Below are 22,858 nucleotides of genomic sequence, written 5' to 3' on the forward strand. Positions count from 1 at the left end.
CGACTTCCATCAAGGCCCTTTCGAAAAGCACAGAATCTCCGCAACCTTTTGCGAAGGGTTTTGCTATAAGTAGTGGCAGGAGTTTCGAGAGCAAGAATCGTTCAATTTTTGGGAGGAACGACGAACACGATGAAGACCGACGACAACGCCGGCACCACCGTCAAGCAGCGCAACCGCATCGCGCTGCTGACGATGCTGTACCGCGGCGACCCCGCCACGAAGCAGGACATCGCCCGCCAGATCAACCTGAGCCTGCCGACCGTCACCGAGAACCTCAACGCGCTCGAGGAGCAGGGGCTCGTCATCCGCGCCGAGCTGCAGGAGTCGACCGGCGGCCGCAAGCCGCAGACGTTCACGTTCAACTCGCAGCACTTCCTCGCGATCGGCGTCGCGATGAGGTCGACCGAGCTCGTCGTGCAGGCCATCGACCTGCACGGCAACACGATCATGCGCCGCCGGCGCCAGATCCCGTTCCACAACGAGGCGTCCTACTACCGGCGCGTCGGCACGCTCGTCGAGGAGTTCGCCGCCGAAGTCGAGAAGAAGGGCAGCCACGTGCTCGGCGTCGCGATCGCGATTTCCGGCACCGTGTCCGTCAACGGCCCCGAGCTGTCGGTGGCGTCCGACGCCGAATGGGCCGACCGCAACCTGCCGCTCGCGACGATCGCGCAGGTCACGCAGCAGCGCTGCATCCTCGTCCGCCACGACGAGGCCGAGGCGATGGCGGAACTCTGGCACGACCCGACAATCGACGACGCCGCGTACATTTCCGTCGGACCGTCCGTCAACAGCGCCGTCATCGTCGACGGCACGCTGCACCGGCGCCGCCAGCCGTCGAACGCCGGCACGATCGGCCACATGACGCTCGTGCGCGACGGCCTGATGTGCAGCTGCGGCAACCGCGGCTGCGTCAACGCCTACTGCTCGCTGCCGATGCTGCCCGAGGAGGGCGAGAGCCTGCCGGGCTTCTTCTCGGTGCTCGAGCAGGGCGAGGTCAACCACCGCCACCGGCTCAACGAATGGTTCGACAACCTCGCGCAGGCCATCGCGAACATGCGCTCGGTCATCCCGATGGACATCATCGTCGGCGGCCAGGCCGCGCACTATCTCGACGACGACGACATCGCGACGCTGTACTCGCGCGTCAACGCCATCGAGCACAACGATCCGTCCGCTCCCCCGGCGTTCCGCATGCGTCGCAGCCTGAACATCGACGAGCAGGACGTCATCGGCGCCGCGCTCGTGCTCGTGCGCGAATACCTCGACCATCCGTACAGGATCTGCCAGTAGGGCCTCCGGATGTCGCGAACCCGGGCTTTTCAGCCCGGGTCCGTGACATCCGGGACAATTACATCAGCAGGTCGCCCTCGGTCAGCAGGCTGATCGTCACCGGCGGGAAGGTCCAGAGGTTGTCGGGGGCGCCGGGCTCGGCGGAAGGAGCCGGCGTCTCGCCGGCCGTCTGGCAGGAACTCCACAGCACCTGCCACTCGCAGTCGCGCGGCATGTGGAAGTCCAGCGACTCGCGCGAGCCGTTGACGACGATGGCGACCGACGTCTCCTCCGACGTGCGCAGGCGCATCGTGAACGACCGCAGCGCCGTGTTGAACCAGTCGCTTTCCATCGGCGTCGTGCCGTCCGGCAGCAGCCACTGCACGCGCGACGACGGCTTGAGCAGGCCAAGCTGCGACAGGCGCGTGAAGAAGTCCTCGTGCGTGTAGATGCCGAGCGACTTGCGGATGGCGACGAGCTCGGCGACCGACTCCATCATGCGCTTCTGCGGCGATGAATCGTCCTCGAGCCAGTCCCAGTCCAGCCACGTGATGTCGTTGTCCTGGCAGTACGCGTTGTTGTTGCCGTACTGCGTGTTGCCGAACTCGTCGCCGGCGAGGAGCATCGGCGTGCCGAGCGAGAGCAGCAGCGTGCCGAGCATGTTGAGGATCGTGCGCTCGCGGCGGCGGTTGACGACCGGATCGTCGACGGGACCCTCGACGCCGAAGTTCGCCGAATGGTTGACGTTCGCGCCGTCGTTGTTGTTCTCGCCGTTCGCCTCGTTGTGCTTGTGCACGTACATCGTCAGGTCGGCGAGCGTGAAGCCGTCGTGCGACGTAATGTAGTTGATCGAGCTCGTCGCGCCGCGGCCGGGGTCGGTCGCGAACAGGTCGGCCGAGCCGCACATCCTCGTCGCCATTTCCTGCATGCCGATGTTGCCGTACGGATTCGTCGACGGCTGCGCGACGTCGGAAATCCAGAACGTGCGCGCCGAGTCGCGGAAGCGGTCGTTCCATTCGCCGAACGGCTGGCGGAACTGGCCGGTGCGCCAGCCCTGGCTGCCAAGGTCCCACGGCTCCATGATGAGCTTCATGTTGCCGAGCAGCTGGTCGGAGCGCAGCGCGTAGAGGAACGGATGGTAGGCCGTGAACTGGCCGTTGAGGCGCGCCAGCGAGACGGCAAGGTCGAAGCGGAAGCCGTCGATGCCGATCCTCTTCGCCCAGTACCGCAGGCTGTCGGCCGCGAACGTGACGTTGTGCGTGTTCGTGAAGTCGATCGTGTTGCCGCAGCCGGTCGTGTCCTCGAGCTCGCCGACGTTGTGCTGCTGCTGGCGGTAGAACGTCAGGTTGTCGAGGCCGCGCCAGCAGACGGTCGGCCCCTGGCTGTCGCCCTCGCACGTGTGGTTGTAGACGACGTCCATCAGCACCTCGAAGCCGGCCTCGTGCAGCGACTTCACCATGTCGATGACTTCCTGGCGCACGGCGGTGGCGCCGGCCCGGCGCGCCGCCTCGGTGGCGTAGCTCGGCTCCGGCGAGAAGAAGTTGAGCGTCGAATAGCCCCAGTAGTTCGGCAGGCCGGCCTCCTGCAGGAACATCTCCGGCTGCTTGGCCTGGATCGGCAGCAGCTCGATGCTGGTCACGCCGAGCCGCTGCAGGTAGGACAGCGTGCGCGGATGGCCGAGGCCGGCGTAGGTGCCGCGCAGTTCGGGCGGCAGCCACGGCGCGTTCGCCGTGAAGCCCTTGACGTGGACCTCGTAGATGACGGTCTTGCTCCACGGCACGTGCGGATGGACCGGATCGCCGGCGTGCTTGGCCTTGTCGCGGTCGTCGACGGCGACGGAGACCGGGACGGAGCCGAGCGAGTCGATCTTGCTGATGGCGCCCATCGGGCTGCCGACGATGCGCCCGTCCTCGAGCTGGCATTCGTAGGAGAACGCGGCCGGGTCGAGCGTCATCTCGCCGTCGATGCCCTTGCCGAACGGGTCGAGCAGGAACTTGTTCGGATTGAACCGCAGGCCGTGCGCCGGATCCCACGCGCCCTCGGCGCGGAAGCCGTACTGCATGCCGTCCCAGGCCTTCTTGAGGTGGACGTACCACAGGCCGTAGTTCGGCCCCTCCATCTTGATCAGCGTCTCGCGCATGCCGAGTTGCTCGACCACGCGCGTATAGATGTCGTGGTGGTGGGCCTGCTGGAAGAATTGCGTCAGCGAGTCGCGATCCATGATCTTGACGGACTCGTTGTAGAACGCCGACGGCCCGTTGACCGGCTCGAGAATGCACAGCCACAACTGCTCGGCCGTTTCCGAGCGCACGATGACGTCGGCCCCTCCCTCGTCGTCGAAATACAGCCCGGGGCGCGTGGCGTACCGATGCAATCGTGGCAGCTGCATGCGTTCCATTCTAGGGGACTGCGTCCGGTGCGCGGGAAAAAACTCGGCATGCAAGAAGGGTCGGCCCGGCTGGTGGACCCGGTGGAACGGGGCTGCATGGCGGCTGCCGGGTGACAAGTGACTCGTGACAGGTACCGGTCACGAGTCACGAGTAACGAGTAATTGGGCCGTCGGTACGGTTCGCGGCTCCTTCGCGGGAATCGTGCCGGCACATGCAAAAAAGTGGCGGACGAACCGCCACTTTTTTGCAGATAGCCACTGTCGGTTCCGTGAGGAACCGGCGGGATCAACGCTTCGAGAACTGCGGAGCGCGGCGGGCCTTGTGCAGGCCGGCCTTCTTGCGCTCGACAACGCGGGCGTCGCGGGTCAGGAAGCCGGCCTTCTTCAGGGCCGGACGGTTGGCCTCGCGGTCAACGGCGTTCAGGGCGCGAGCCACGCCGAGACGGATGGCGCCGGCCTGGCCGGTAGTGCCGCCGCCGTCGACGAGGACGATGGCGTCGAACTTGCCCTCGAGCTTGAGGAGCACGATCGGCGAGTTGACTTCACGCTGCAGCAGCTTGGACGGGAAGTACTCTTCCAGCGTGCGGCCGTTGATCTTCCACTCGCCGGTGCCCGGGACCAGGCGGACGCGGGCGACGGCTTCCTTGCGGCGGCCGGTGCCGTAGCAGGGAGCGATGGTGGAGGTGCCGGTGCCGGCGCCGGAGTTGGTCTCGGAAGTGTAGGCGACGGTCTCTTCAGCCTCAACCGCGGAGTTGTTGGTGTTTTCAGCCATGATTACTTGATCTCTCCTTCGGTTCACTTGGCCTGCTGGGAGATCTGCTCGATCTCGTAGACCTTCGGCTGCTGGCCACCGTACGGGTGCTCGGCGCCCGAGACGATGCGCAGACGAGTCAGCTGGACCTTCGAAAGCTTGTTCTTCGGCATCATGCCCTTGACAGCGGACATGATGATGCGCTCCGGCTTGCCGGCAGCCATGAGCTGCTGATAGCTGTCGCGACGCAGGCCACCGGGACGACCGGAGTGGCTGTACAGTTCCTTGCCCATCTTGTTGCCGGTCAGCGCGATCTTGTCGGCGTTGATGATGACGACGTAGTTGCCGGAATCGGCGTGCGGCGCGAAGGTCGGCTTGTTCTTGCCGCGCAGCAGGTTGGCAGCGTGGGTGGCAAGGCGGCCAAGGACGACGTCGGAGGCGTCGATGACGTACCAGTCGTGAGACAGGTCAGCTGGTTTCGGTGTGAAGGTTTTCATTATTACCTTTTCTATCTATTGTGTTTCGGACTGTCACTGTCCCGGGGAGAATCGTCGCCATAGTGGTTAGATATGGCCGAACGATCCATCCGTCCGATCTAGTCCCAATCTCATTAACCGTGGGCTCCCTGAAAGTCCTGTTGGCGAGTGGGAAAGCGCTTTGAAGGACCCCTTTAGGGAAACACAACAATCTCCAAGTGTAACTCAGCCCTTGACATTTTCCCAACCCTTCCAGCGACCCGACACGCCGGCGCACCCAATGAAAATGCCCGGGAAGGCAAGACAGGGCAAGACGGATGCCGCTTCCTTCCCGGAATGTCACGAACCCGAGCTGGAAGCTCGGGTTCGTGACATCTTGGGGATGAATCGTGCCATCCAACGGGCCGAAGGAGAGGCGCCGGAAATCAGGCGTTCATGATGGCGCTGAGTTCCTTGATGCCGGGCTGCTTGAAGAGTTCCTCGAGCATGACCGGCTCGCCGTTGCCGTTGGCCAGCGGGATGCGCCAGTTCGGGTACTCGTTGTTCGTGCCCGGCTGGTTCTGCGTGCGCTTCTCGCCGACGGCATCGACGAACGCGACGGCCTTGAGCTTCGACGGGGCCGCCTTGAGCGCGCGGTGCAGCGCGGCGACGATCTCGTTCTCGTTGGCGGCCTCGTCCTCGAGCATGGCAGGGTCGAGGAAGCCCTCGTCGCACAGCATCTGCAGCATCGCCTGGTGCTCGAGCTCGGCGGACTGGCGGAATGCCGAGCCGTCGCCCTCGAGCAGGCCGAGGCGCTCGCGGATCTTGACGTGCTCGTACTCGAGGTAGCCGGCGGCCGGCGGCATGTCGTGGTTGTCGACGGTCGCGAGCGCGTACTTGCGCCAGTGTTGCGGCGGCGTGAAGACGCCGTCCATCTGCTCGAACCACTCGACGGCGCAGCCGAAGATGCCGCGGTCGCCGAGGGCCTTCGTGACGTACGGCGGCACGACGCCGAGGTCCTCGCCGACGACGACGCCGTTGACGCGGCTCGCCTCGATCGCGAGGATGCCGAGCATGACGTCGTGGTCGTAGTAGACATAGCAGCCGTCGACCGGCGTCTTGCCTTCCGGAATCCACCACAGGCGGAACAGGCCGAGGATGTGGTCGATGCGCACGGCGCCGGCGGTGTTGAACATGCCGTGGACCATGTCGCGGTAGACCTTGTAGCCGGTCTTCTTGAGCTCGACCGGGTTGAGCGGCGGCTGGCTCCAGTTCTGGCCCTGCTGGTTGAACATGTCCGGCGGGGCGCCGACGGTCGCGCCGTTGGCGAATCGTTCCGGATACCACCAGACGTCGGCGCCCTGCGGGTGCACGCCGACGGCCATGTCGGCGATGAGGCCGATCTTCATGCCGGACTGGCGCGACGCGGCCTGCGCGCCGGCGAGCTGCTCGGTGGCAATCCACTCGAGCCAGCGGTAGAACTCAAGCGTGTCCGGGAACTGCTCGCGGATGGCCTGGATTTCGGGCGAATCCTTCGTGTACTTGTTCTCCCAGTTGTCGGGATCGGTCGTCGGGGCGCCCCACTTGTCGTAGCACAGGCACCAGGTGGCGTAGGCCTCGAGTTCGCCGCCGCAGTCGAGCTTGTACTGGTCGAAGACGGCCTTGCGGTCGTCCGGCATGCCGGCCTGGAAGATCATCCACAGCGCGCGCATCTTGGCCTGCCACATGGCGTCGCGGTCGATGAGCTCGGCGTCGTGGTCGAGCGGCTCGACGGAGTCGTGCAGCTGCTTGATCTCGGCCTTCGCCTCGTCGGACAGCGAATAGTATTCGGGGATCGATTCCGGCGAGATGTAGGTGAAGTTGACGAAGCGGCGGGAGACCGGCAGGTACGGCGACGGGGTCAGCGGCGAGACCGGTTCGCCGGCGTGGACCGGGTTGATCAGGATGAAGTCGGCGTCGGTGTCGCGCTTCGCCTCGGTCAGCATGTAGCGCAGGTCCTCGAAGTCGCCGACGCCCCACGAGCGCTCGGAGCGGATCGAGTAGACCTGGGCCATCCAGCCCCACAGGGAGCCGTCCTCGAGCTCCGGAATCATGTCGATGTGCGACGGCGCCGAGATCAGCGTGGCGTCCTCGGCCTTGTCGCCGGCGGTCACGTGCAGCGTGTGGTAGCCGACCGGGATGTCGTCGGGCAGCACGAGCATCGACGTGCCGATGAACTCGCCGTTGACCGAATGGGCCTTGGCGTCCGGATCGGCGACGATCTTGAGCTCGCCGTCGTACGGGGCGCCGTTCTCGAGCGTCAGCGTGGCGACCGGCACGTCCATGATGGGAGCGCGGACCTCGACTTCGCTCGGTTCGCCGACGACGTGCAGGACGGTCGGGTCGACGATGTGGGAGCGCTGCTCCGCGAGGATCGATTCGATCGCGGACTCGATGGCCTCGGGCGTGGAGGCGTCCACGCCGAGCGCGGCCAGGATGGCCACGAGGACATCATCGTCGATTTCGTGGTAGTCATGGGACATGCCCATGTAGCTGGTCCCCACGCCCAGCATCTTGGCCAGTCGGACCAAGGGACGAGCGAGACGCTCGGGGGATTCCGTTTGCTCAGTAGTTGTCATACCGTAAAAGTGTAGACGGTTCGGGCGCCGGAAACCTAACTGAAACCACACAGTAGAACACGCTGTGAGTGAAATTTTGGGAGAATTGTTCCCCGGGCCACTCCTTACTGGATGCTCCTGGATGCCGCAATACCGGGATCGGGTCCCGGGATTGCGGCATCCGAGACATCCAGGAGCGTCCCCGGTTACCCGATACGCGAGGCGGCGGCCCTGGAGACGTCGGACTCGCGGTCGTTGGCGAGCCGGGCGAGCGTTTCGGCCGACGTGTTCGGGTTGAGCGCGACAGCGCGGCGCACCATCGTCGCGAGGACTTTCGGCGCCTTCGAGTCCTCCTCGGCGCCGAACTGCGCGAGGAAGTCGAGCGTCTCGGCGTCGCACTCGGGATTCTGCGCGCCCTCGAGACGCATCTTCCAGCTGGTCTGCGGATTCTTCAGCGCGGTGTCGCGCACGTCGGCGTCGGGATCCTTCGTCAGGCGGCCAACGAGCCAGTTCTTGTCGTCGACATTGCCGGCGACGGCCTTGCGCACGACGGCCGACGGGTCTTCGGAGAGCTTGACGAGGATGTTCGGGAACGGCATCGTCTCGCCGAGGAAGACGCGGTCCTCCTCGGGCGTGTTCAGGTTGCCGGCGACGGCCTCGAGCAGTGCCGTAGCCCTCGAGAACGCCGCCTGGTCGGCGCGGTCCGGCAGCGGGCGCCGCGCGAACTCGTGCAGCTCGCCGGAGTCGGTCGAATGGCGCAGGCGCTCGTAGGTCACCGTCAGCGCCTCGAACTTCTGCTCCGGCACGTCCTCCTCGGCGGCGGCCTTGGCGGCCTGCTCGCCGGCTTCGGCCACTTCCCCGTCGGCTTCGGCCTCGTCGGCCGCCTCCATCATCGCCTCGTCGTCGGCGACAATCTCGTCTTCGGTCGCCTGGGCAGCCCCGTCGGCCACCTGTGCCGCCTCGTTGGCCACTTGTGCCGGCTCGTCGGCCAGCCGGAAGGCCTGGTTGGCCGCCATCATGCCATCATTTTCCCCGACACGCGCGGATTCCCCGGCAGCCTCGACCTGATTCTGTTCGTCTGTCATGGTTGTCTATCTTAGTGCCTTCGCACTTCCCGGGAGGGCATTTGAAAAGTGCGAAGTCCTCCTGATCCTGTCCCGTATAGAAATCCCGGAATCTCAGGGATTTTGTCTCTTTGCCGCGTCCCTTGGCTCCATATATGCGCCACCGGCCTTCGCACTTTCCAAATGCCCGGTCAAAAAGTGCGAACCTCACTCCCGGCCAACACCCTCATTCACCAAGTCCAGTGCCTCCAGGGCCACCTGCCCATTGAATAAATCAGTCGTCCGGGCTTGCAATGTCGCATAATCCTCGTCCCGGACGAGCCCGTGGAACATCACGACATCGGTGAAGTCGGCAGAGTCCTGCCGACCGCCGAGCGTGGCGAGCAGATTCTGGAAACTGCCGAGCTGCGGGTACTGCAGCGTGACCGAAAACCGCCGGCACGGCACGATGTCGACGACGTCGGCCGCCTTGACGGCGAGCGACGCGCCCGTCGAGTAGGCGCGGATCAGGCCGCCCGACCCCAGCAGGATGCCGCCGAAGTACCGCGTGACGGTGACGACGGTGTCCGTCAGGTCGTTGGCGCGCAGGACGTCGAGGATCGGCTTGCCGGCCGTGCCAGACGGCTCGCCGTCGTCGCTCATGCGCTCGATGACGCGCCCGTCGGCGTCCGTGACGAGCGCGGCGAACGCGACATGCCTCGACTTCGGATGCCGCTCGCGCACCGACTCGACGAACAGCAGCGCCTCGTCCATGTCGCCCACATGGGCCGCATCGCCGATGAACTCCGATTTCTTCTCGACAAAGCCGTCATGCGCCGGCTCGTCCGCCGTGTTCGTCACTGTCCTCATGCCGTCAACACTAGCGGGCATGGGGAATAGCGGCGCGGTTCACGGGCCGGTTACCCGATCCGGTTCCGCCTCCCCAGTTCTCCTTCGTGGAACGGCAGGGCTGGCATCGCCGCACGGGCGCTGTCACCGGTGGCGTGGCAGACCAGACCGGACCGCGACAATCATGCCGGACGACTCAGCCGACGACGACGTTGAAGCGGTCGCCCTTGAAGTAGGCGGCGATCGATTCGATGACCTGCTTGGTCAGGCTCGTGTAGGCGCCGTCGGAGCGCCAGGCGACGTGTGGCGTCAGCACGACGTTCCCAAGCTTGAGCAGCGGACTGTCGGCGGGCAGCGGCTCCTGGTAGTAGACGTCGAGGCCGGCGACGATGTCGCCCTTTTCCAGCCGGTCGAGCAGCGCGCCCGGCTCGACGAGTTCGGCGCGGGCCGTGTTGATGAACATCGTGCCGGGGCGCATCGCGTCGATGTGCTCCTTCTTGACGATGCCCTTCGTGCCCGGCAGCAGCGGCAGGTTGATCGAGACGACGTCGGCGGTTGCCATGAGTCGCGACAGGTCCTCGATCGGCGTGACGCCAAGCGCGGCGTAATCCTTCTTCGACGTCGGCGACTTCCAGGCCGTCACCTTCATGCCGATCCCCTGCGCAATCCTCGCGACGGTCTGGCCGATGCCGCCAAGACCGACGATGCCGAGCGTCTTGCCGCACAGTTCCATGCCGGCATGCGTCTGCGTGTCCCAGACGCCTTCGTGCGTCTCGCGGTTGAGCTCGCCGACATGCCGGGCGAGCTCGAACATCAGCGCGACGGCGAACTCGGCGACGGCGTGGTCGCCATAGTGGACGACGTTGCAGATGCGGATGCCGAGCCGCTTCGCCTCGTCGAGGTCGATGAAGCTCGCGACGCCGGTGCCGCCGAACGCGAAGCACTTGACGTGGCCGGACAGCTGCCTGAGCACGTTGTCGCTGATGTGGAATCCGATGACAATGACGGCCTCGGCACCGGCGCACCGCTTGACGAATTCGTCCTCGTCGTACGTGAAGTCCTCGTACATCTTCAGCCGGGCGACGCCGTCCAGCATGCCGAACCACTGCTTGAACGGCTCGATCATGCCCTTCATCACGCATGGCATCACCACCAGCGGGAGATCCGTGCGGTCCTGTTGCGTTTCGTAGATAACAGTCATGGCCTCACTGTAGCCCCGTTTTCGTTCGCTGACGGAGAAACGCAGAACGTCGACCATTTCAACGTTCCGGAATTGTTTCGACGGAAAAAACCGGCACGATTCCGCCGTTTTCAGCCAATGTTCAGCCAACAGTCAACCCCACCAATTCGACGATTGTTCACCGGATGTACAGGTTTTGTGTGGCTGGTTGTGATTTTTTGGCAATGAGAGTAAATTCTCTGACCAGAGGCGGCGGACAATGGCGTACCTCCGCTTCCACTACTTTCCCATATTTTTCTTTCCAACCATTTCGACCCGAGCGGCCGAATCCCCCGATTCCGCCTCTTGAATATCGGGCAGAACAACGAAAAACGGCTTGCCGATTCCGGCAAGCCGTTTCGCAAATGGCGGAGTCAGAGGGATTCGAACCCTCGAGCCGTTTACACGACTAACACCTTAGCAGGGTGCCCCTATCGGCCACTCAGGCATGACTCCAAGTCCTGGATTGTCGTCGCGCGTGCGTCACACAGCGCAACAGTGTTAGAGCATACCATGCTTTTGCCCGCGAAACACCCCATTCACGAAAATCCGGTGAATTTCCTCTCCGGCCGCCATCTTCCTTCCCGGGCACGGGAATCTCCCCGCCCAGCGCAATCCCGTGACCGGATCACGGGATTGCAACATGGGAGAAAGGATAGGCCGCACTGTGCAGGCGGACATGATGTGCGAATCATTCGAACATTTGTTCACTTTCCGGGCGGTTTCTTCTATACTGAAGAGCATGAGTACGGCACCGAGGAACGCGGCGGCGAAACGCGACTGGGGCCACGACGAGCGTGGCTGCACGGTGCTGCATATCGACATGGACGCGTTCTACGCGTCGCTCGAGATCGCACGGCATCCGGAGCTCAGGGGGCGGCCGGTCATCATCGGCACCGGCAACCGCGCCGTCGTGTCGGCGGCGAGCTACGAGGCGCGCCGCTACGGCGTCAACTCGGCGATGGCGGCGGCGACGGCGCACCGGCTGTGCCCCGACGGCGTGTTCCTGCCGGTCGACGGCGCCTACTACCGGCAGGTGTCCCGCGAAATCTTCCACGGCATCCTCGGCCAGGTGACCGACCGGATCGAGCAGGTGTCGGTCGACGAATGCTACATGGATGTCGCCGGCGCGCTGCGGCAGTGGGAGCGGCCGACGGCGATCGCGCGGTGGGTGCGCGCCGAGGTCGCCCGGCGATTCAACATCACCTGTTCGGTCGGCATCGCCGGCAACAAGCTTGTCGCGAAGATGGCGTCGACGAACGCGAAGCCGGACGGCATGCTGCTCATCCCGCTCGACCGGCACGCCGAGTTCGTGCAGATGATGCCGTTGCGCGGCATTCCCGGCATCGGGCCGGCGCTCGAGAAGCGGCTGAACGGCTGGGGTGTCATGTCGGTCGCCGACCTCGCGAAGCTCACCGAGGAGCAGATCGGGCAGATCACCGGATCGGCTTCGTCGGCGCACGGGCTGTTTCTCGCGGCGCGCGGCCAGGACAGCCGGCCGGTCGTGCCGTTCACGCCGGAAAAGTCGATCGGCGCCGAGCGCACGTTCGACGAGGACACGCGCGACGCGGCGACCGTCACGTCGCTGCTGCGCTGGTGCGCGTCGCGGGTCGCGTCGTCGCTGCGACGCCGCGGGCTCGTCGGCCGCACCGTCACCGTCAAGCTGCGGTTCGCCGACCTGAGCTACCGGACGCGCTCGCACACGCTGGCGGCGCCGGTCGACTCGGCCGCCGCCATCTTCCCGGCCGCCGTCGAGCTGTTCGGGGCGATGACGGGGATGATGGACGATCCGTCCGCCGAAAGCGGCGCCGGCGAGGCGACGTCGTCGAGTCGCCTGCGCCGCGCCGTACGGCTCGCCGGCGTCTCCGTCTCCGGCCTGTCGGACGCGGCGACGACGGCGGTCCAGCTGTCGTTCGACGACATGATGCCGGACGATTCATCCGGCAATGCCGGCACGGCGAAGCTGCCCGGCGCACCGGGAGCTTCGGAGGCGACGCATGGCGCCCATCGCACTCTCCATCACGCCGAATCGAAGACCGACCGCCTGCGCGACGCCGAGGCCGCGCTCGACACCATCCGCAGGAAATTCGGCAACGGCAGCGCGCAATTGGGCGTATGAAAGCCCCGCCGGATGTCACTCCCAGGTCGACAGGCGCAAGGCGGCCTGGCCGATGGCGTCGTCGGTGGCGGTGACGGAGAAGCGCAGGTAGTCCGGGGCGCCATAGAACTCGCCGGGGCTCGGGACGATGCCGAGCTGCGCGAGGGCCTCCATGTCGGTCCAGCAGTCGCCGCTCTTCGCCTTGACCCAGACATACAGCGCGCCCTGCGGCATGTCGACGGCGTAGCCGTGGGCGCGCAGCGCGCCGACGAGCTCGAGCAGGCGCGCCGAGTAGCGGGCGAACTGCGTCTCGACGGCGACGCCGTCGCGCAGGCCGGCGGCCATCGCCGCCTGGACAGGGCCGGGGACGATCTCGCCGATCTGCTTGCGCACGGCCGTCATCGGGCCGATGATCGCCTTGTCGCCGGCGATGCAGGCGGTGCGGTAGCCGGCCATGTTCGACTGCTTGCTCAGCGAATACAGCACGAGGACGTGGTCGGCGGAGCCGGAGCAGGCGTCCGGCTGCAGCGCGCAGGCCGACGGCCGGATGGCGCGGCCTTCCCCGCCGTCGACGGCGGCCCGCGCGACGGCGTCGCGGTTGGCCTTCGTCCACGTCATCATCGCGTAGCATTCGTCGGACAGCACGACGGCGTCGATCGCGCGGGCCGCGTCGACGATGGCCTTGAGCCGGGCGGCCGAATAGACGTCGCCGGTCGGGTTGTTCGGCGAGTTCACCCAGATTGCCCTGACGCCGGGCACGTCCTTCCACGACGCGACGTCGGCGACGTCGTCGACCTTGAGCACGGTGGCGCCGGCCAGCTGCGTGCCGATTTCGTAGGTCGGGTACGATACGCGCGGCTGGACGACGACGTCGCCGTCGCCGAGGCCCAGCAGGCTCGCCATCAGCGCGACGGCCTCCTTCGAGCCAACCGTCGGCACGACCGACGCGCCGATGGCGTCCAGGTCGGCGCCGCGCACGTCGCGGAACCAGTCGTGCAGGGCGAGCTGCAGGTCGTCGGTGCCGACCGTCGCCGGATAGCCGTTCGCGTTGGCGTCGTCTGACGCGACGGCGAGGGCCTTGCGGACACTGTCCGGCACCGGATCGACCGGCGAGCCGACCGACAGGTCGATCAGTCCGCCCTGCGAATTGCGCGCGACACGCTTGTAATGCGCCACGCGACTCCAGTCATACGGCGTGGAAAACGGCTGGAATCCCATGAAGTCTCCTTATACGGAAGATCCCCGCGGGAGCGGGGATCGGGTCGGTTCAGTTCTGGTTCATCGGCGGCAGCGCGGCGACGCGCTCGGGGTCCTTGCCGATCGGGCCGGCGGCGGAGGCGCCGCCGAGGTCGCCGACTTCGGCGAAGAAGTTCACGGCCGCGTCCTTGTACCAGGCCCACTCCTCGGGCAGGTCGTCCTCGTAGAAGATGGCCTCGGTCGGGCAGACCGGCTCGCAGGCGCCGCAGTCGACGCATTCGTTCGGATTGATGTACAGCGAGCGGACGCCCTCGTAAATGCAGTCCACCGGGCATTCGTCCACGCAGGCCTTGTCCTTGACATCCACGCATGGCTCGGCAATCACGTAGGCCATCGGTTCCCTCCTTGTGCGTCCAATGAAAATGGATATCCCCTGAAAACAGTTACTCTCCAGCCTACTCCCCCGCCCCGAGCTGGCAAAACACGAGAATGTCACGAACCCGGGCTGGCAGCCCGGGTTTGCGACATTTCAGGAATCCCGGGAAAGGGGAAGAATCACTTGTCTTCGGTCGGGGCGTCGGGAGCGAAGTTGGCGGCGGGCTGGCCTGTCAGTTCGCTGGCGATGTCGAAGGCCGGATCGGCGGCGAGGGCCGCGCCTTCGGCGGCCGCAGAGGCCGTGCCGCCACCGGCGGAAGCGCCGGCCACGGCCGGGACGGCTTTCCTGCGGGTCGAAGTCACGCCGTGTTCGCGGTTGAATCGTGCCAGTTCCCTGTCGAGCTCGCCGGTGCCGAGCCTCGAGTGCTGGTAGCCGTACGCGAAGTAGAAGACGATGCCGACGACGAGCCAGACGACGAAGCGGATCCACGTGAGCACCGACAGGTTGAGCATGAGCCACAGGTTGGCCAGCGCGATGAGGATCGGGAGCCACGGATTGCCGGGCATCTTGAACGTGCGCGGCAGGTCCGGGCGCTTCTTGCGCATGATCGGGACGGCGACGGCGACCAGCGTGAACGCCGACAGCGTGCCGATGTTGACCATGTCGGACAGCACGTCGATGTCGAAGCAGGCCGCGATCAGCGCGACGACGACGCCGATGCCGATCTGCAGCCTCGCCGGCGTGCCGTGCTTGCCGGTCTTCGAGATGCCGCGCGGCAGCAGGCCGTCACGGCTCATCGCGAAGACGACGCGGGTCAGGCCGAGCAGCAGCACCATGACGACGGTCGCCAGGCCGACGACGATGCCGAACGAGATGATCTTGGCGGCCCAGTCGGCGCCGACGAGCTCGAACGCGGTCGCGAGCGACGGCGAGCCGACGGCGGCGAGCTGCTTGTACGACACCATGCCGGTCGTGACGATGGCGACGAGTACGTACAGCAGGATGATGAGCACCATGCCGACGCCGATGCCGAGCGGCACGTTCTTCTTCGGGTTCTTCGTCTCCTCCGATGCCGTGGCGACGACGTCGAAGCCGATGAACGCGAAGAACACGAGCGCGGCGCCGGACAGGATGCCGGAGATGCCGTAGACGGACGGCTCGAGGCCCGTCGCCCACTGCCACAGCGGCTGGCTCATGATCGAGCTCGTCGAGTCGCTGGCCGCCTCGGACGGCGGGATGAACGGCGTGAAGTTGCTCGACTTGACGTAGAAGAAGCCGACGACGACGACGAACAGGACGATGCCGATCTTGAGCACCGTCATCGCGCCGTCGACGCGGGCGCCGATCTTCGTGCCGACGACGAGCAGCGCCGTGAAGAACGCGACGATGACGACCGGCGCGACGTCGAACGTGAACGAGCCGAATTGCAGCGTCGTGCTGAAGTTGAGGCCCATCAGGCGCATGAAGTCGTCGAGGTAGACGCCCCAGTATTTCGAGATGACGGAGCTGGCCATCAGCATTTCGAGGATGAGGTCCCAGCCGATGATCCAGGCCATGATCTCGCCGAGCGTGGCGTAGGTGAACGTGTAGGCGGAGCCGGCGACGGGCATCAGCGTCGCGAATTCGGCATAGCACATGACGGCGGCGCCGCAGACCACGCCGGCGATGATGAAGCTGATGATGACGGCGGGGCCGGCGTGGAATGCCGCGGCCTGCGCGCCGACCGAGAAAATGCCGGCGCCGACGGCGACGGCCACGCCCATGACGGCGAGGTCCCACCAGCCGAGGGTGCGGACCAGCTTGTGGCCTTCCTCCTCGGTGGCGGCGAGCGTCTGCTCCACCGACTTGGTACGGAAAATCTGCACGGTGATCCTCTCTCTAGATCCCTGTGTTGGCAGGAAGGATGTTCTCTTCGGTTCACTTCGTCAGGAGCACACCGATGGGTCAGCGGGAGGCCTTTTGGGCACGGATAACTGGCATGTCGCGAGCAAAGTTATATTTTACAAAATATTCACTATGGTCCAGTTTGCTTGGAACCGGCAGTGCCTTTTTACATAGTGGACATGTTTTTTGCAAAAACGGCGGAAAAGTGCATGCAAGACGGCCGGAAGCGTCATCGGTTGCGGCCGTAGGGGGCTTCATATTGTGGACGATTCGCCCGCCACGGACTCGCCGCGAGAATTTGGACAGGCGCGGAATGTTCGTCGTGAGCGAACCGCCCTTTCCCGCATGTCGCGAGCCCGGGCTTCCGGCCCGGGCTCGCGACATGGAGGAAAGGGCGGCATGAAATAGCAGGCGTCAGTCGAGAGAGAGGCCGACGAAGACGGGTTCGGGAACGAGCGTGACGCCGAACTTGGCCCTCACGCCGTCGCGGACGGCGCGGGCGAGGGCGAGCAGGTCGGCACTCGTGGCGCCGCCGCGGTTTGTCAGGGCGAGCGTGTGCAGCGTCGACAGCGAGGCGCGGGCGTCCGGAGCGACCTTGTAGCCCTTGTGGAAGCCGGCGTGGTCGATGAGCCAGGCGGCCGACGTCTTGACGCCGGCGGTGCCGTCGGGCAGCGTCGCGTCGAAGCGCGGGGCGTCGTCCGGAAGCCTGGCCGCGTCGCCGGCGGACAGGATCGGGTTCATGAAGAAGCTGCCGCAGCTGTGGCGGTTCCAGTCGGTCACATAGCCCTCGCCGAGCGCGATGCCGTCGGCGATGCGCGCGGCGGACGGATCGTCCGAAGCCTGCCGTCCGTCGTCCTCGAGCCGGTGGGCTTCCTGCTCGCGGATGGCCTCGTCGATGTTGGCCTGCCGCTTCGTCGACTGCATGGCCGGATTGAGATAGCGCGTGGCGTCCTCGAGCATGCCCTTGGCGGCGCGCACCTTGAGGACGGCCGAGCGGATGCGGGCGATCGGCATCGCGGCGCCGAGCTCGACGCCGAGCGCCTTCGCGAGCTGGGCGTAGCCGACGGTGCCGGTGACGGCATGCTGCAGCGCGAACGTGACCGACAGCACGACGTAGCGCGGCGTCGGGAAGAACCTGTCCGCCGGAACGCCAGGCGCCGAGTACATCGTCGACTTGAGCAGGCTGGAACGGTAGCCGAACTTCAGGTCGGCGGCGGCCAGTTCCATCGTCTTCTTCGCCTCGCGGTCCCAGACCTCGACCGACTCGACGGCGCTGGCGACTTCCTGGCCGTACGCGCCGATATTCTGGACGACCGACGCGCCGACGGTGCCGGGGATGCCGGACAGCCCCTCGACACCGGCCAGTCCGATGCCGACGGTGAACGCGACGAAGTCGTCCCAGTTCGCGCCGGCCTCGGCACTGACGTGGACGGTGCGGTCGCCGCCCTCGACCGGCGCGGCCTCGTCCGGCACCGTGATGTTACGGCGGGCGTCGCGCACGACGACGCCATCGAAAGCGTCGCTCGACGCGAGGATGTTCGAGCCGCCGCCGACGACGCACAGCGGCAGTCCCCTCGAATCGGCGTCCTCGACGGCCTCGATGACGGCCACGCGGCTCATCGGCTCGACGAATGTGCGGATGGCGCCGCCGACACCCATCGTCGTGATGTCGGCGAACGTCGTGAGATCTCCAGATGTCATAGTCATACGTTCATCTCTAGCACGTCGCGGGGAACTTCGCGGGCGGCTTCGCTCCCTGCGCCGGATACGCAAAAGCCCCGGCCGGTTGGCCGGGGCTTTCGTCGAAGTCTCACTCAGCGGGTCTCGCGATGGACGGTCTGCTTGCCGCAGCGGGCGCAGAACTTCTTCAGCTCGAGACGGTCCGGGGTGTTGCGACGGTTCTTCGTCGTGATGTAGTTGCGCTCCTTGCACTCGGTGCATGCGAGCGTGATGCCCGGACGGATGTCGGCGCTCTTGCTTGCCATCTCATTCACCTCTTGTGGTTATCGACTGGTCGTCGGGGATGGTCCCCGACCTTTGTAGCGAGAAAGAGACTCGAACTCTTGACCTTACGATTATGAGTCGTACGCTCTAGCCAGCTGAGCTATCCCGCCAGAGAGCCTCGAGTGAGAATCGGACTCACGACCTCTTCCTTACCAAGGAAGTGCTCTACCACTGAGCTATCGAGGCGTGGCGGATAGTGGATTCGAACCACTGAAGCACGAAGCGACTGATTTACAGTCAGTTCCCTTTGACCGCTTGGGAAATCCGCCAACTGTTTCCTGCCGAGGGGCTGACCCCTCAACCGGCAACTTGGCTAGTATGCCACGCGCTCCCGGACTTTGGCAAGTCTCGGCGTGTTGCCCTAATTTTCCAACGATTCTGGCGTTCGTGACGACGGCGGGAATCGTGCCGATGCCGTCGTCGCCGGCCGCAAAAAGCCCCGTTTCGGCGTGTCGAAAACGAGGAAAGCTCCCTCGCGGAGGGAGCTTTCCGGACAATCGCGCCATCGGGCGCCATCGGTCGATATCAGTTCAGGATGGCGAGGATGTCGCGGGCGGCGACGATCAGGTAGTCCTCGCCCTTGTAGTTGACCTCGGTGCCGCCATACTTGCTGAACAGGACGTGCTGGCCAACCTCGACATCGACCGGGATGCGCTCGCCCTTGTCGTCGCGACGGCCCGGGCCGACGGCCAGGACTTCGCCCTGCTGCGGCTTCTCCTTGGCGTTGTCCGGAATGTACAGGCCGGACGCGGTCTGCGTCTCCGGCTCCGAGACCTTGATGATGAGCTTGTCTTCCAGCGGTGTGAGTGCAATCGACACTGTGGACCTCCTCTTTCGAAAGAGACTTCTGGTACATAGTCCGCGCGGGGGCTGCCGCTTGGAAGAGGCTGACGATTCACTTCGCCGCGCCATCCCGGTCACGCTAGTTTCGTATCCTAGCCCGAAAATTAGCACTCCGCCAACTCGAGTGCTAAAAATCGTGTCGCTGTCCGCGAACGCCGTCTGGCGGCCAGCGCCGCTCAGTTGCCGCGGCGGGCGAGGATGTTGTCCAGGCTGACGCCGAGGGAGTCGGACGAGGCGTCCGGAGCGTCGACGTCGCTGGAGCTCTCGCTCTCGTGGAACGCCGAGCCGCTGGAGGAGGCATCGCGCAGCGGCTTGGACTGGCGCTGCGCCGTGCGCTCGCGCTGCAGGCGGTTCGGCTGGGCGCCGCGGCGAGCCGGACGGCGATCGCCGGCTTCCGCGGCGGTACGGCGCGGCTTGACGGCGGCGAGCTCGTCGGTGAGGTCCTCGGCGGAGTCGACGACGGCGGCGGCTTCGGCGGCCGCCTCGGCCGTCTCGTCGGTCATCTCGCCGTCCGTCCGTGCGGCGGCATCGTCACGGGAACGGTCGTCGGCATCGGACGCGCGACCGGACTGGCCGTCGCCGGTTCCGGTTGCCACCGGCTCGGCCTCGACCGTTTCGGACCTCGTGGACGATTCGTCCGGTTCGGACGCCGTGTCCTGCGCGGCAACCGGGTCCTCGACGGTATGGACGGCGGAATGCCCGTCGGCGTCGACCGGGTCGAGCGACGGCTTGACCGGAACGGCCTTGGCGACCTGGCGCGTGGACTTGATCTCGAGCGATTGCGGGGTCTCGGTCTTGACCTGGACGCCGTTGCGCGGCTCGCCGAGCGAGAACGAGATGAGGTCGACGGCGTTCGATTCGCCGGTCGACGGGCCGTCGACCGCCTGCATGACGTCCGACGATGGCGAGGAGACGCCGTCGACGTCGACCTTCTCTTCCTCGCGGACGATGAGCTGGGCGTGATCGTTCGGCTTCTTCGCCGTGACGTGCTCGACGAGCGTGTTCTGGACGACCGGCTGGGCCGCGGCCTCGGCGGCGCCGAGCCGCGCCTGGTGCTCGGCGATCTGGCGCGCCTTGGCGAGCTGCGCGTCGCGGATGACGCGGCGGATCTCGCGCTGCTCCATGACGGCCGTGCTCGCCTCGTTGCGGGCGGCCTCGGAAGCGGTGAGGTTCCCGGACGAATCGTTCCGGATTCCGGAAGCTTCCCCGCCGTCGACCGGCGGCTGGCCGGCCGCCATCGCGGCGGCCTGTCGGGCGGCCTCGCGCTGCGCACGCTGCATGGCGACCGAGCGGGCGCGGGCGGCGAGGTCCTTCTTGCGCTGCTCGGCGGCACGCTGCTGCCTGAGCGCGACCTTGCGCTCCCACTCGCGGGCCTGGCGGACGGCGCGCACGCCGAACGCGAGCACAACGACGAGCAGCGCGAGCGGAATCAGCGCATACCAGAGCGAGAAATCGAGCAGTACCGCGAGCACGGCGACGATGACGGTGGCGAGCGCCAGCACGGCCGCCAGCGTCTGGCGACGGCGGATGGCCGCGCGCCGGAGCGAACGCACCCCTTCGACGTAGGCGCGGTTCTTCTCCGAATGCGTGTCATTTGCCGGCATGATGGCCCCCTTCGCCTTCGGTGTCACGATATCTGAAAAACAAGTACCACTGTGGGCGTCCACAAGGTGCAGCGAGGTCGAATAGCGGTCCTCCCGATGCCTCGTCACCTGCTTCATGCCCTTCTCTGTCCGGCGCGGAAGCCAGACGGCCAACAGGATGACGAACACCGCCAATACCGTGATTGCGCTCAGTGATTCGTAACCCATAGTCCACAAGAATAAAAGAAATCACGCCAATGTGGGTAATGTCACGTTGGGCGTGTCGCGGTCGGTTTGCTCGGCAATGACGCCATTGGCGGCCCTGGCGGTACCGGTCCGGACGCCGGAAATGTCCATGGTGGCGGAATCGTTCGCGGCGTTGCGCAGGTAGCGGCCGACGAAGCCGTCGGCGCCGGCGTCCTCGGCGAGCAGGCTGTACGATTCGTGGTCCTTCCATTCGCCGTTGATGTACATGTAGCGGCGGCGGATGCCCTCGTAGACGGCGCCGACCTTCTCGACGACGCGGCGCGAGCGGTCGTTCGTCGGCACGATGTCGATTTCTATCCGGTGCAGTCCGGGACCGCCGGGCATGAACATCGCCCAGTCGCACAGCATCGCGACGGCCAGCGGCGTGAAGCCGCGGCCGGCGAACTCGCGGTCGATCCAGTAGCCGACGATGCCGGTGCGCATGCTGCCGTAGCTGATCGCTCCAAGCGAAATCTGGCCGACGATGCGGCCGGCGAACTCGATGGCGAAGACGACCGACGTGCCGATCCGCTCGTCCTCGCGCTGGCGGCCGATCCATTCGTTGAACGAGAGCAGCGCGCCGTGCTGGGGATCGGACGATTCCCACGGCGACAGCCACGCGTCGTTGCGGCGCCGCACGTCGCTCCACTCGTCGGCGTCGGCCTCGACGAGCGGACGCAGGCGGATGGCCGGCGCGCCGGCCGGGGCATCGATCGACGACGGCACGGCGATGGCCGGGTGCGACAGGCGGTGTCCGGCCCCGAACAGCGTACGGAAAATAGTCACGGTTCCATTGTGCCATCCTGTTCGGTTTCTTGCTCCGAGGGAACAATCGCGACGAGCGGCGTGGCGTCGGCTGCGGCAAGGACGGCGAGGGCGTCGGACGGCGGCATGGCGAGCCGGATCGTGCCGGACGATTCGTCCTCCCCCGTCATGTCGCCGAGGGCGATGACGACGGCGTCGGCGGCGATCGTGCAGACGCCGGTGCCGTCGGAGTCGGACGAATCGGCGGCCGACGAGCGCAGCGCGGCGATCGCCGAGCAGAAGCCGGAGACGGCGACGGTGCCACCGACGTCGAGGCTGGCCGTCGAGCTGGCCAGCGTCACGGCGACCTCGGCGTAGCCGTCGGGCACGGCAGGCGAGTCGGCGAGCATCGCGGCGGTGACGATGCCGCCGGAGGGCAGGTCGATTCTCGCGACGGAGCCGACGGCGTCCTCGAGCGAGCCGACCGCGTCGTCGAGGGCCGCATGCGACGGGACGTCGGCGATGGTCAGGGCCTGCGGGACGACCGACTCGCCGCGGGAGACCGGGCGCGTCGTCACGACGACGGGGACGGTCGCCGTCGCGTCGCCGATCGCGTCGGTGACGACGGTCATCGCGGCGAAGACGGCGATCGCCGCGCACAACGCGATGAGCATCGTCCTCGCCCGCCGTCCGAGCCGCGGCACATGCCGGCGCGGCCACGCCGCCACGCCATGCCCGGCCCCGCCGGCACGCATGCCCGCGCCGCCGAGCCGGTCCCTGAGACTGCCAATCCTGTCCATGCATCCAGTCTGGAACCCTCGCGGGAATCGTCGCAAATTTTCAAGGGGCCGTGGACGAATGGGTGCGTTTCCACCGCCGGGAGTATTCGGCGCTCTCGCGGAGGCCCATGGCCTCCGCTCGGACGCCGGCGAATGCCGCGCATTCGCGTCGACCCCCAGCCTCGCCACGCTCGGCAGCCCCCCCCTCCAGAGGGCTAAAACAGCGAGATGTCATGAACCCGAGCCACCGGCTCGGGTTCATGACATCAAATAAAGGACTGCGGAACTGCTAAAAACTGCGGAACTGCTAAAAACTGCGGGACCGCGATTACTTCGACGAGCTCGACGAGCCGCTGTCGGTGCGGTAGAAGCCGCTGCCCTTGAAGGAGATCGGGACCGACGAGTAGACCTTGTGCACCTGCTCCTTGCCGCAGACGGGGCACTTGGTGATCGGCGCGTCGTTGAAGTCCTGGTGTTCGGTGAAATCGTAGCCGCACGCCTTGCAACGGTAATGATAGTTAGGCACTAGTTC

The 22,858-nt window shown here is 66.1% G+C and carries 17 protein-coding genes, 4 tRNA genes and 2 pseudogenes; 2 read left to right on the forward strand and 21 right to left on the reverse strand.

What is annotated here, in order from left to right; genetic code table 11:
• The first annotated feature begins 129 nt into the window (after positions 1-129).
• On the forward strand, positions 130-1,290 hold the full coding sequence (locus tag F6S87_RS03330) for an ROK family transcriptional regulator (protein WP_163227205.1): 1,161 nt from the start codon (positions 130-132) through the stop codon (positions 1,288-1,290).
• Between the two features lie 145 nt (positions 1,291-1,435).
• Here the strand turns inward: F6S87_RS03330 and glgX are convergent.
• The 8 genes and pseudogenes from glgX to F6S87_RS03370 all read right to left on the reverse strand — a co-directional run.
• Positions 1,436-3,658, reverse strand: a pseudogene (gene glgX / locus F6S87_RS03335) (glycogen debranching protein GlgX); the annotation flags it as partial.
• A gap of 286 nt (positions 3,659-3,944) precedes the next feature.
• Entirely contained in the window at positions 3,945-4,430 is a 486-nt protein-coding gene (rpsI, locus tag F6S87_RS03340; protein ID WP_163227207.1) for a 30S ribosomal protein S9, read from the reverse strand.
• A 23-nt stretch (positions 4,431-4,453) separates the two neighbouring features.
• Entirely contained in the window at positions 4,454-4,906 is a 453-nt protein-coding gene (gene rplM, locus F6S87_RS03345; RefSeq protein WP_163227208.1) for a 50S ribosomal protein L13, read from the reverse strand.
• 404 nt (positions 4,907-5,310) lie between these two features.
• Positions 5,311-7,482, reverse strand: a complete 2,172-nt coding sequence (malQ, locus tag F6S87_RS03350) for a 4-alpha-glucanotransferase (RefSeq protein ID WP_163227209.1) — start codon at positions 7,480-7,482, stop codon at positions 5,311-5,313.
• A 185-nt stretch (positions 7,483-7,667) separates the two neighbouring features.
• Positions 7,668-8,354 (reverse strand): AbrB family transcriptional regulator, encoded by a 687-nt coding sequence (locus F6S87_RS03355; RefSeq protein WP_163227565.1) that lies wholly within the window; start codon positions 8,352-8,354, stop codon positions 7,668-7,670.
• Positions 8,355-8,732: 378 nt separating this feature from the next.
• On the reverse strand, positions 8,733-9,374 hold the full coding sequence (locus tag F6S87_RS03360) for an IMPACT family protein (protein WP_163227210.1): 642 nt from the start codon (positions 9,372-9,374) through the stop codon (positions 8,733-8,735).
• A gap of 175 nt (positions 9,375-9,549) precedes the next feature.
• Entirely contained in the window at positions 9,550-10,554 is a 1,005-nt protein-coding gene (locus tag F6S87_RS03365; RefSeq protein ID WP_163227211.1) for a D-2-hydroxyacid dehydrogenase family protein, read from the reverse strand.
• Between the two features lie 384 nt (positions 10,555-10,938).
• Positions 10,939-11,028 (reverse strand) — tRNA-Ser (locus F6S87_RS03370).
• 286 nt (positions 11,029-11,314) lie between these two features.
• Between F6S87_RS03370 and dinB the strand changes: the two genes are divergently transcribed.
• On the forward strand, positions 11,315-12,691 hold the full coding sequence (dinB, locus tag F6S87_RS03375; protein WP_163227212.1) for a DNA polymerase IV: 1,377 nt from the start codon (positions 11,315-11,317) through the stop codon (positions 12,689-12,691).
• A 15-nt stretch (positions 12,692-12,706) separates the two neighbouring features.
• On the opposite strand, the gene dapC is transcribed toward dinB, so the two are convergent.
• The 13 genes and pseudogenes from dapC to F6S87_RS03440 all read right to left on the reverse strand — a co-directional run bounded on the left by dapC (position 12,707) and on the right by F6S87_RS03440 (position 22,852).
• A complete protein-coding gene (dapC, locus tag F6S87_RS03380) occupies positions 12,707-13,888 on the reverse strand; it encodes a succinyldiaminopimelate transaminase (protein ID WP_163227213.1) in 1,182 nt (393 codons plus the stop codon).
• Positions 13,889-13,937: 49 nt separating this feature from the next.
• On the reverse strand, positions 13,938-14,261 hold the full coding sequence (gene fdxA / locus F6S87_RS03385) for a ferredoxin (RefSeq protein ID WP_163227214.1): 324 nt from the start codon (positions 14,259-14,261) through the stop codon (positions 13,938-13,940).
• 161 nt (positions 14,262-14,422) lie between these two features.
• Positions 14,423-16,108 carry an amino acid permease gene (locus F6S87_RS03390; RefSeq protein WP_163227215.1) on the reverse strand — a complete coding sequence of 562 codons (1,686 nt, stop codon included), beginning with the start codon at positions 16,106-16,108 and terminating at the stop codon, positions 14,423-14,425.
• A 433-nt stretch (positions 16,109-16,541) separates the two neighbouring features.
• A complete protein-coding gene (locus tag F6S87_RS03395; RefSeq protein WP_163227566.1) occupies positions 16,542-17,786 on the reverse strand; it encodes an FAD-binding protein in 1,245 nt (414 codons plus the stop codon).
• A 155-nt stretch (positions 17,787-17,941) separates the two neighbouring features.
• A complete protein-coding gene (gene rpmG / locus F6S87_RS03400) occupies positions 17,942-18,112 on the reverse strand; it encodes a 50S ribosomal protein L33 (protein WP_163227216.1) in 171 nt (56 codons plus the stop codon).
• 55 nt (positions 18,113-18,167) lie between these two features.
• Positions 18,168-18,241 (reverse strand) — tRNA-Met (locus F6S87_RS03405).
• 4 nt (positions 18,242-18,245) lie between these two features.
• A tRNA-Thr gene (locus F6S87_RS03410) sits at positions 18,246-18,317 on the reverse strand.
• A gap of 1 nt (position 18,318) precedes the next feature.
• Positions 18,319-18,400, reverse strand: a tRNA-Tyr gene (locus tag F6S87_RS03415).
• 256 nt (positions 18,401-18,656) lie between these two features.
• The gene (gene groES / locus F6S87_RS03420; protein WP_163227217.1) at positions 18,657-18,950 is read right to left on the reverse strand and encodes a co-chaperone GroES; all 294 of its coding nucleotides are present in this window, start codon (positions 18,948-18,950) and stop codon (positions 18,657-18,659) included.
• A 200-nt stretch (positions 18,951-19,150) separates the two neighbouring features.
• Positions 19,151-20,578, reverse strand: coding sequence for a DUF2339 domain-containing protein (locus F6S87_RS03425; RefSeq protein WP_163227218.1), 1,428 nt, complete (start codon positions 20,576-20,578; stop codon positions 19,151-19,153).
• Positions 20,579-20,929: 351 nt separating this feature from the next.
• Positions 20,930-21,589: pseudogene (locus F6S87_RS03430) on the reverse strand (GNAT family N-acetyltransferase); the annotation flags it as partial.
• Complete coding sequence (locus F6S87_RS03435) at positions 21,586-22,347, reverse strand: SAF domain-containing protein (protein ID WP_163227220.1); 762 nt, start codon at positions 22,345-22,347, stop codon at positions 21,586-21,588. The pseudogene F6S87_RS03430 and the gene F6S87_RS03435, both read right to left, overlap by 4 nt.
• A 307-nt stretch (positions 22,348-22,654) precedes the next feature.
• Positions 22,655-22,852, reverse strand: a complete 198-nt coding sequence (locus F6S87_RS03440) for an FmdB family zinc ribbon protein (RefSeq protein WP_163227221.1) — start codon at positions 22,850-22,852, stop codon at positions 22,655-22,657.
• Positions 22,853-22,858 lie beyond the last annotated feature (6 nt).

The sequence above is a fragment of the Bifidobacterium choloepi genome (genome assembly GCF_010667615.1).
GTDB classification, from domain to species: domain Bacteria; phylum Actinomycetota; class Actinomycetes; order Actinomycetales; family Bifidobacteriaceae; genus Bifidobacterium; species Bifidobacterium choloepi.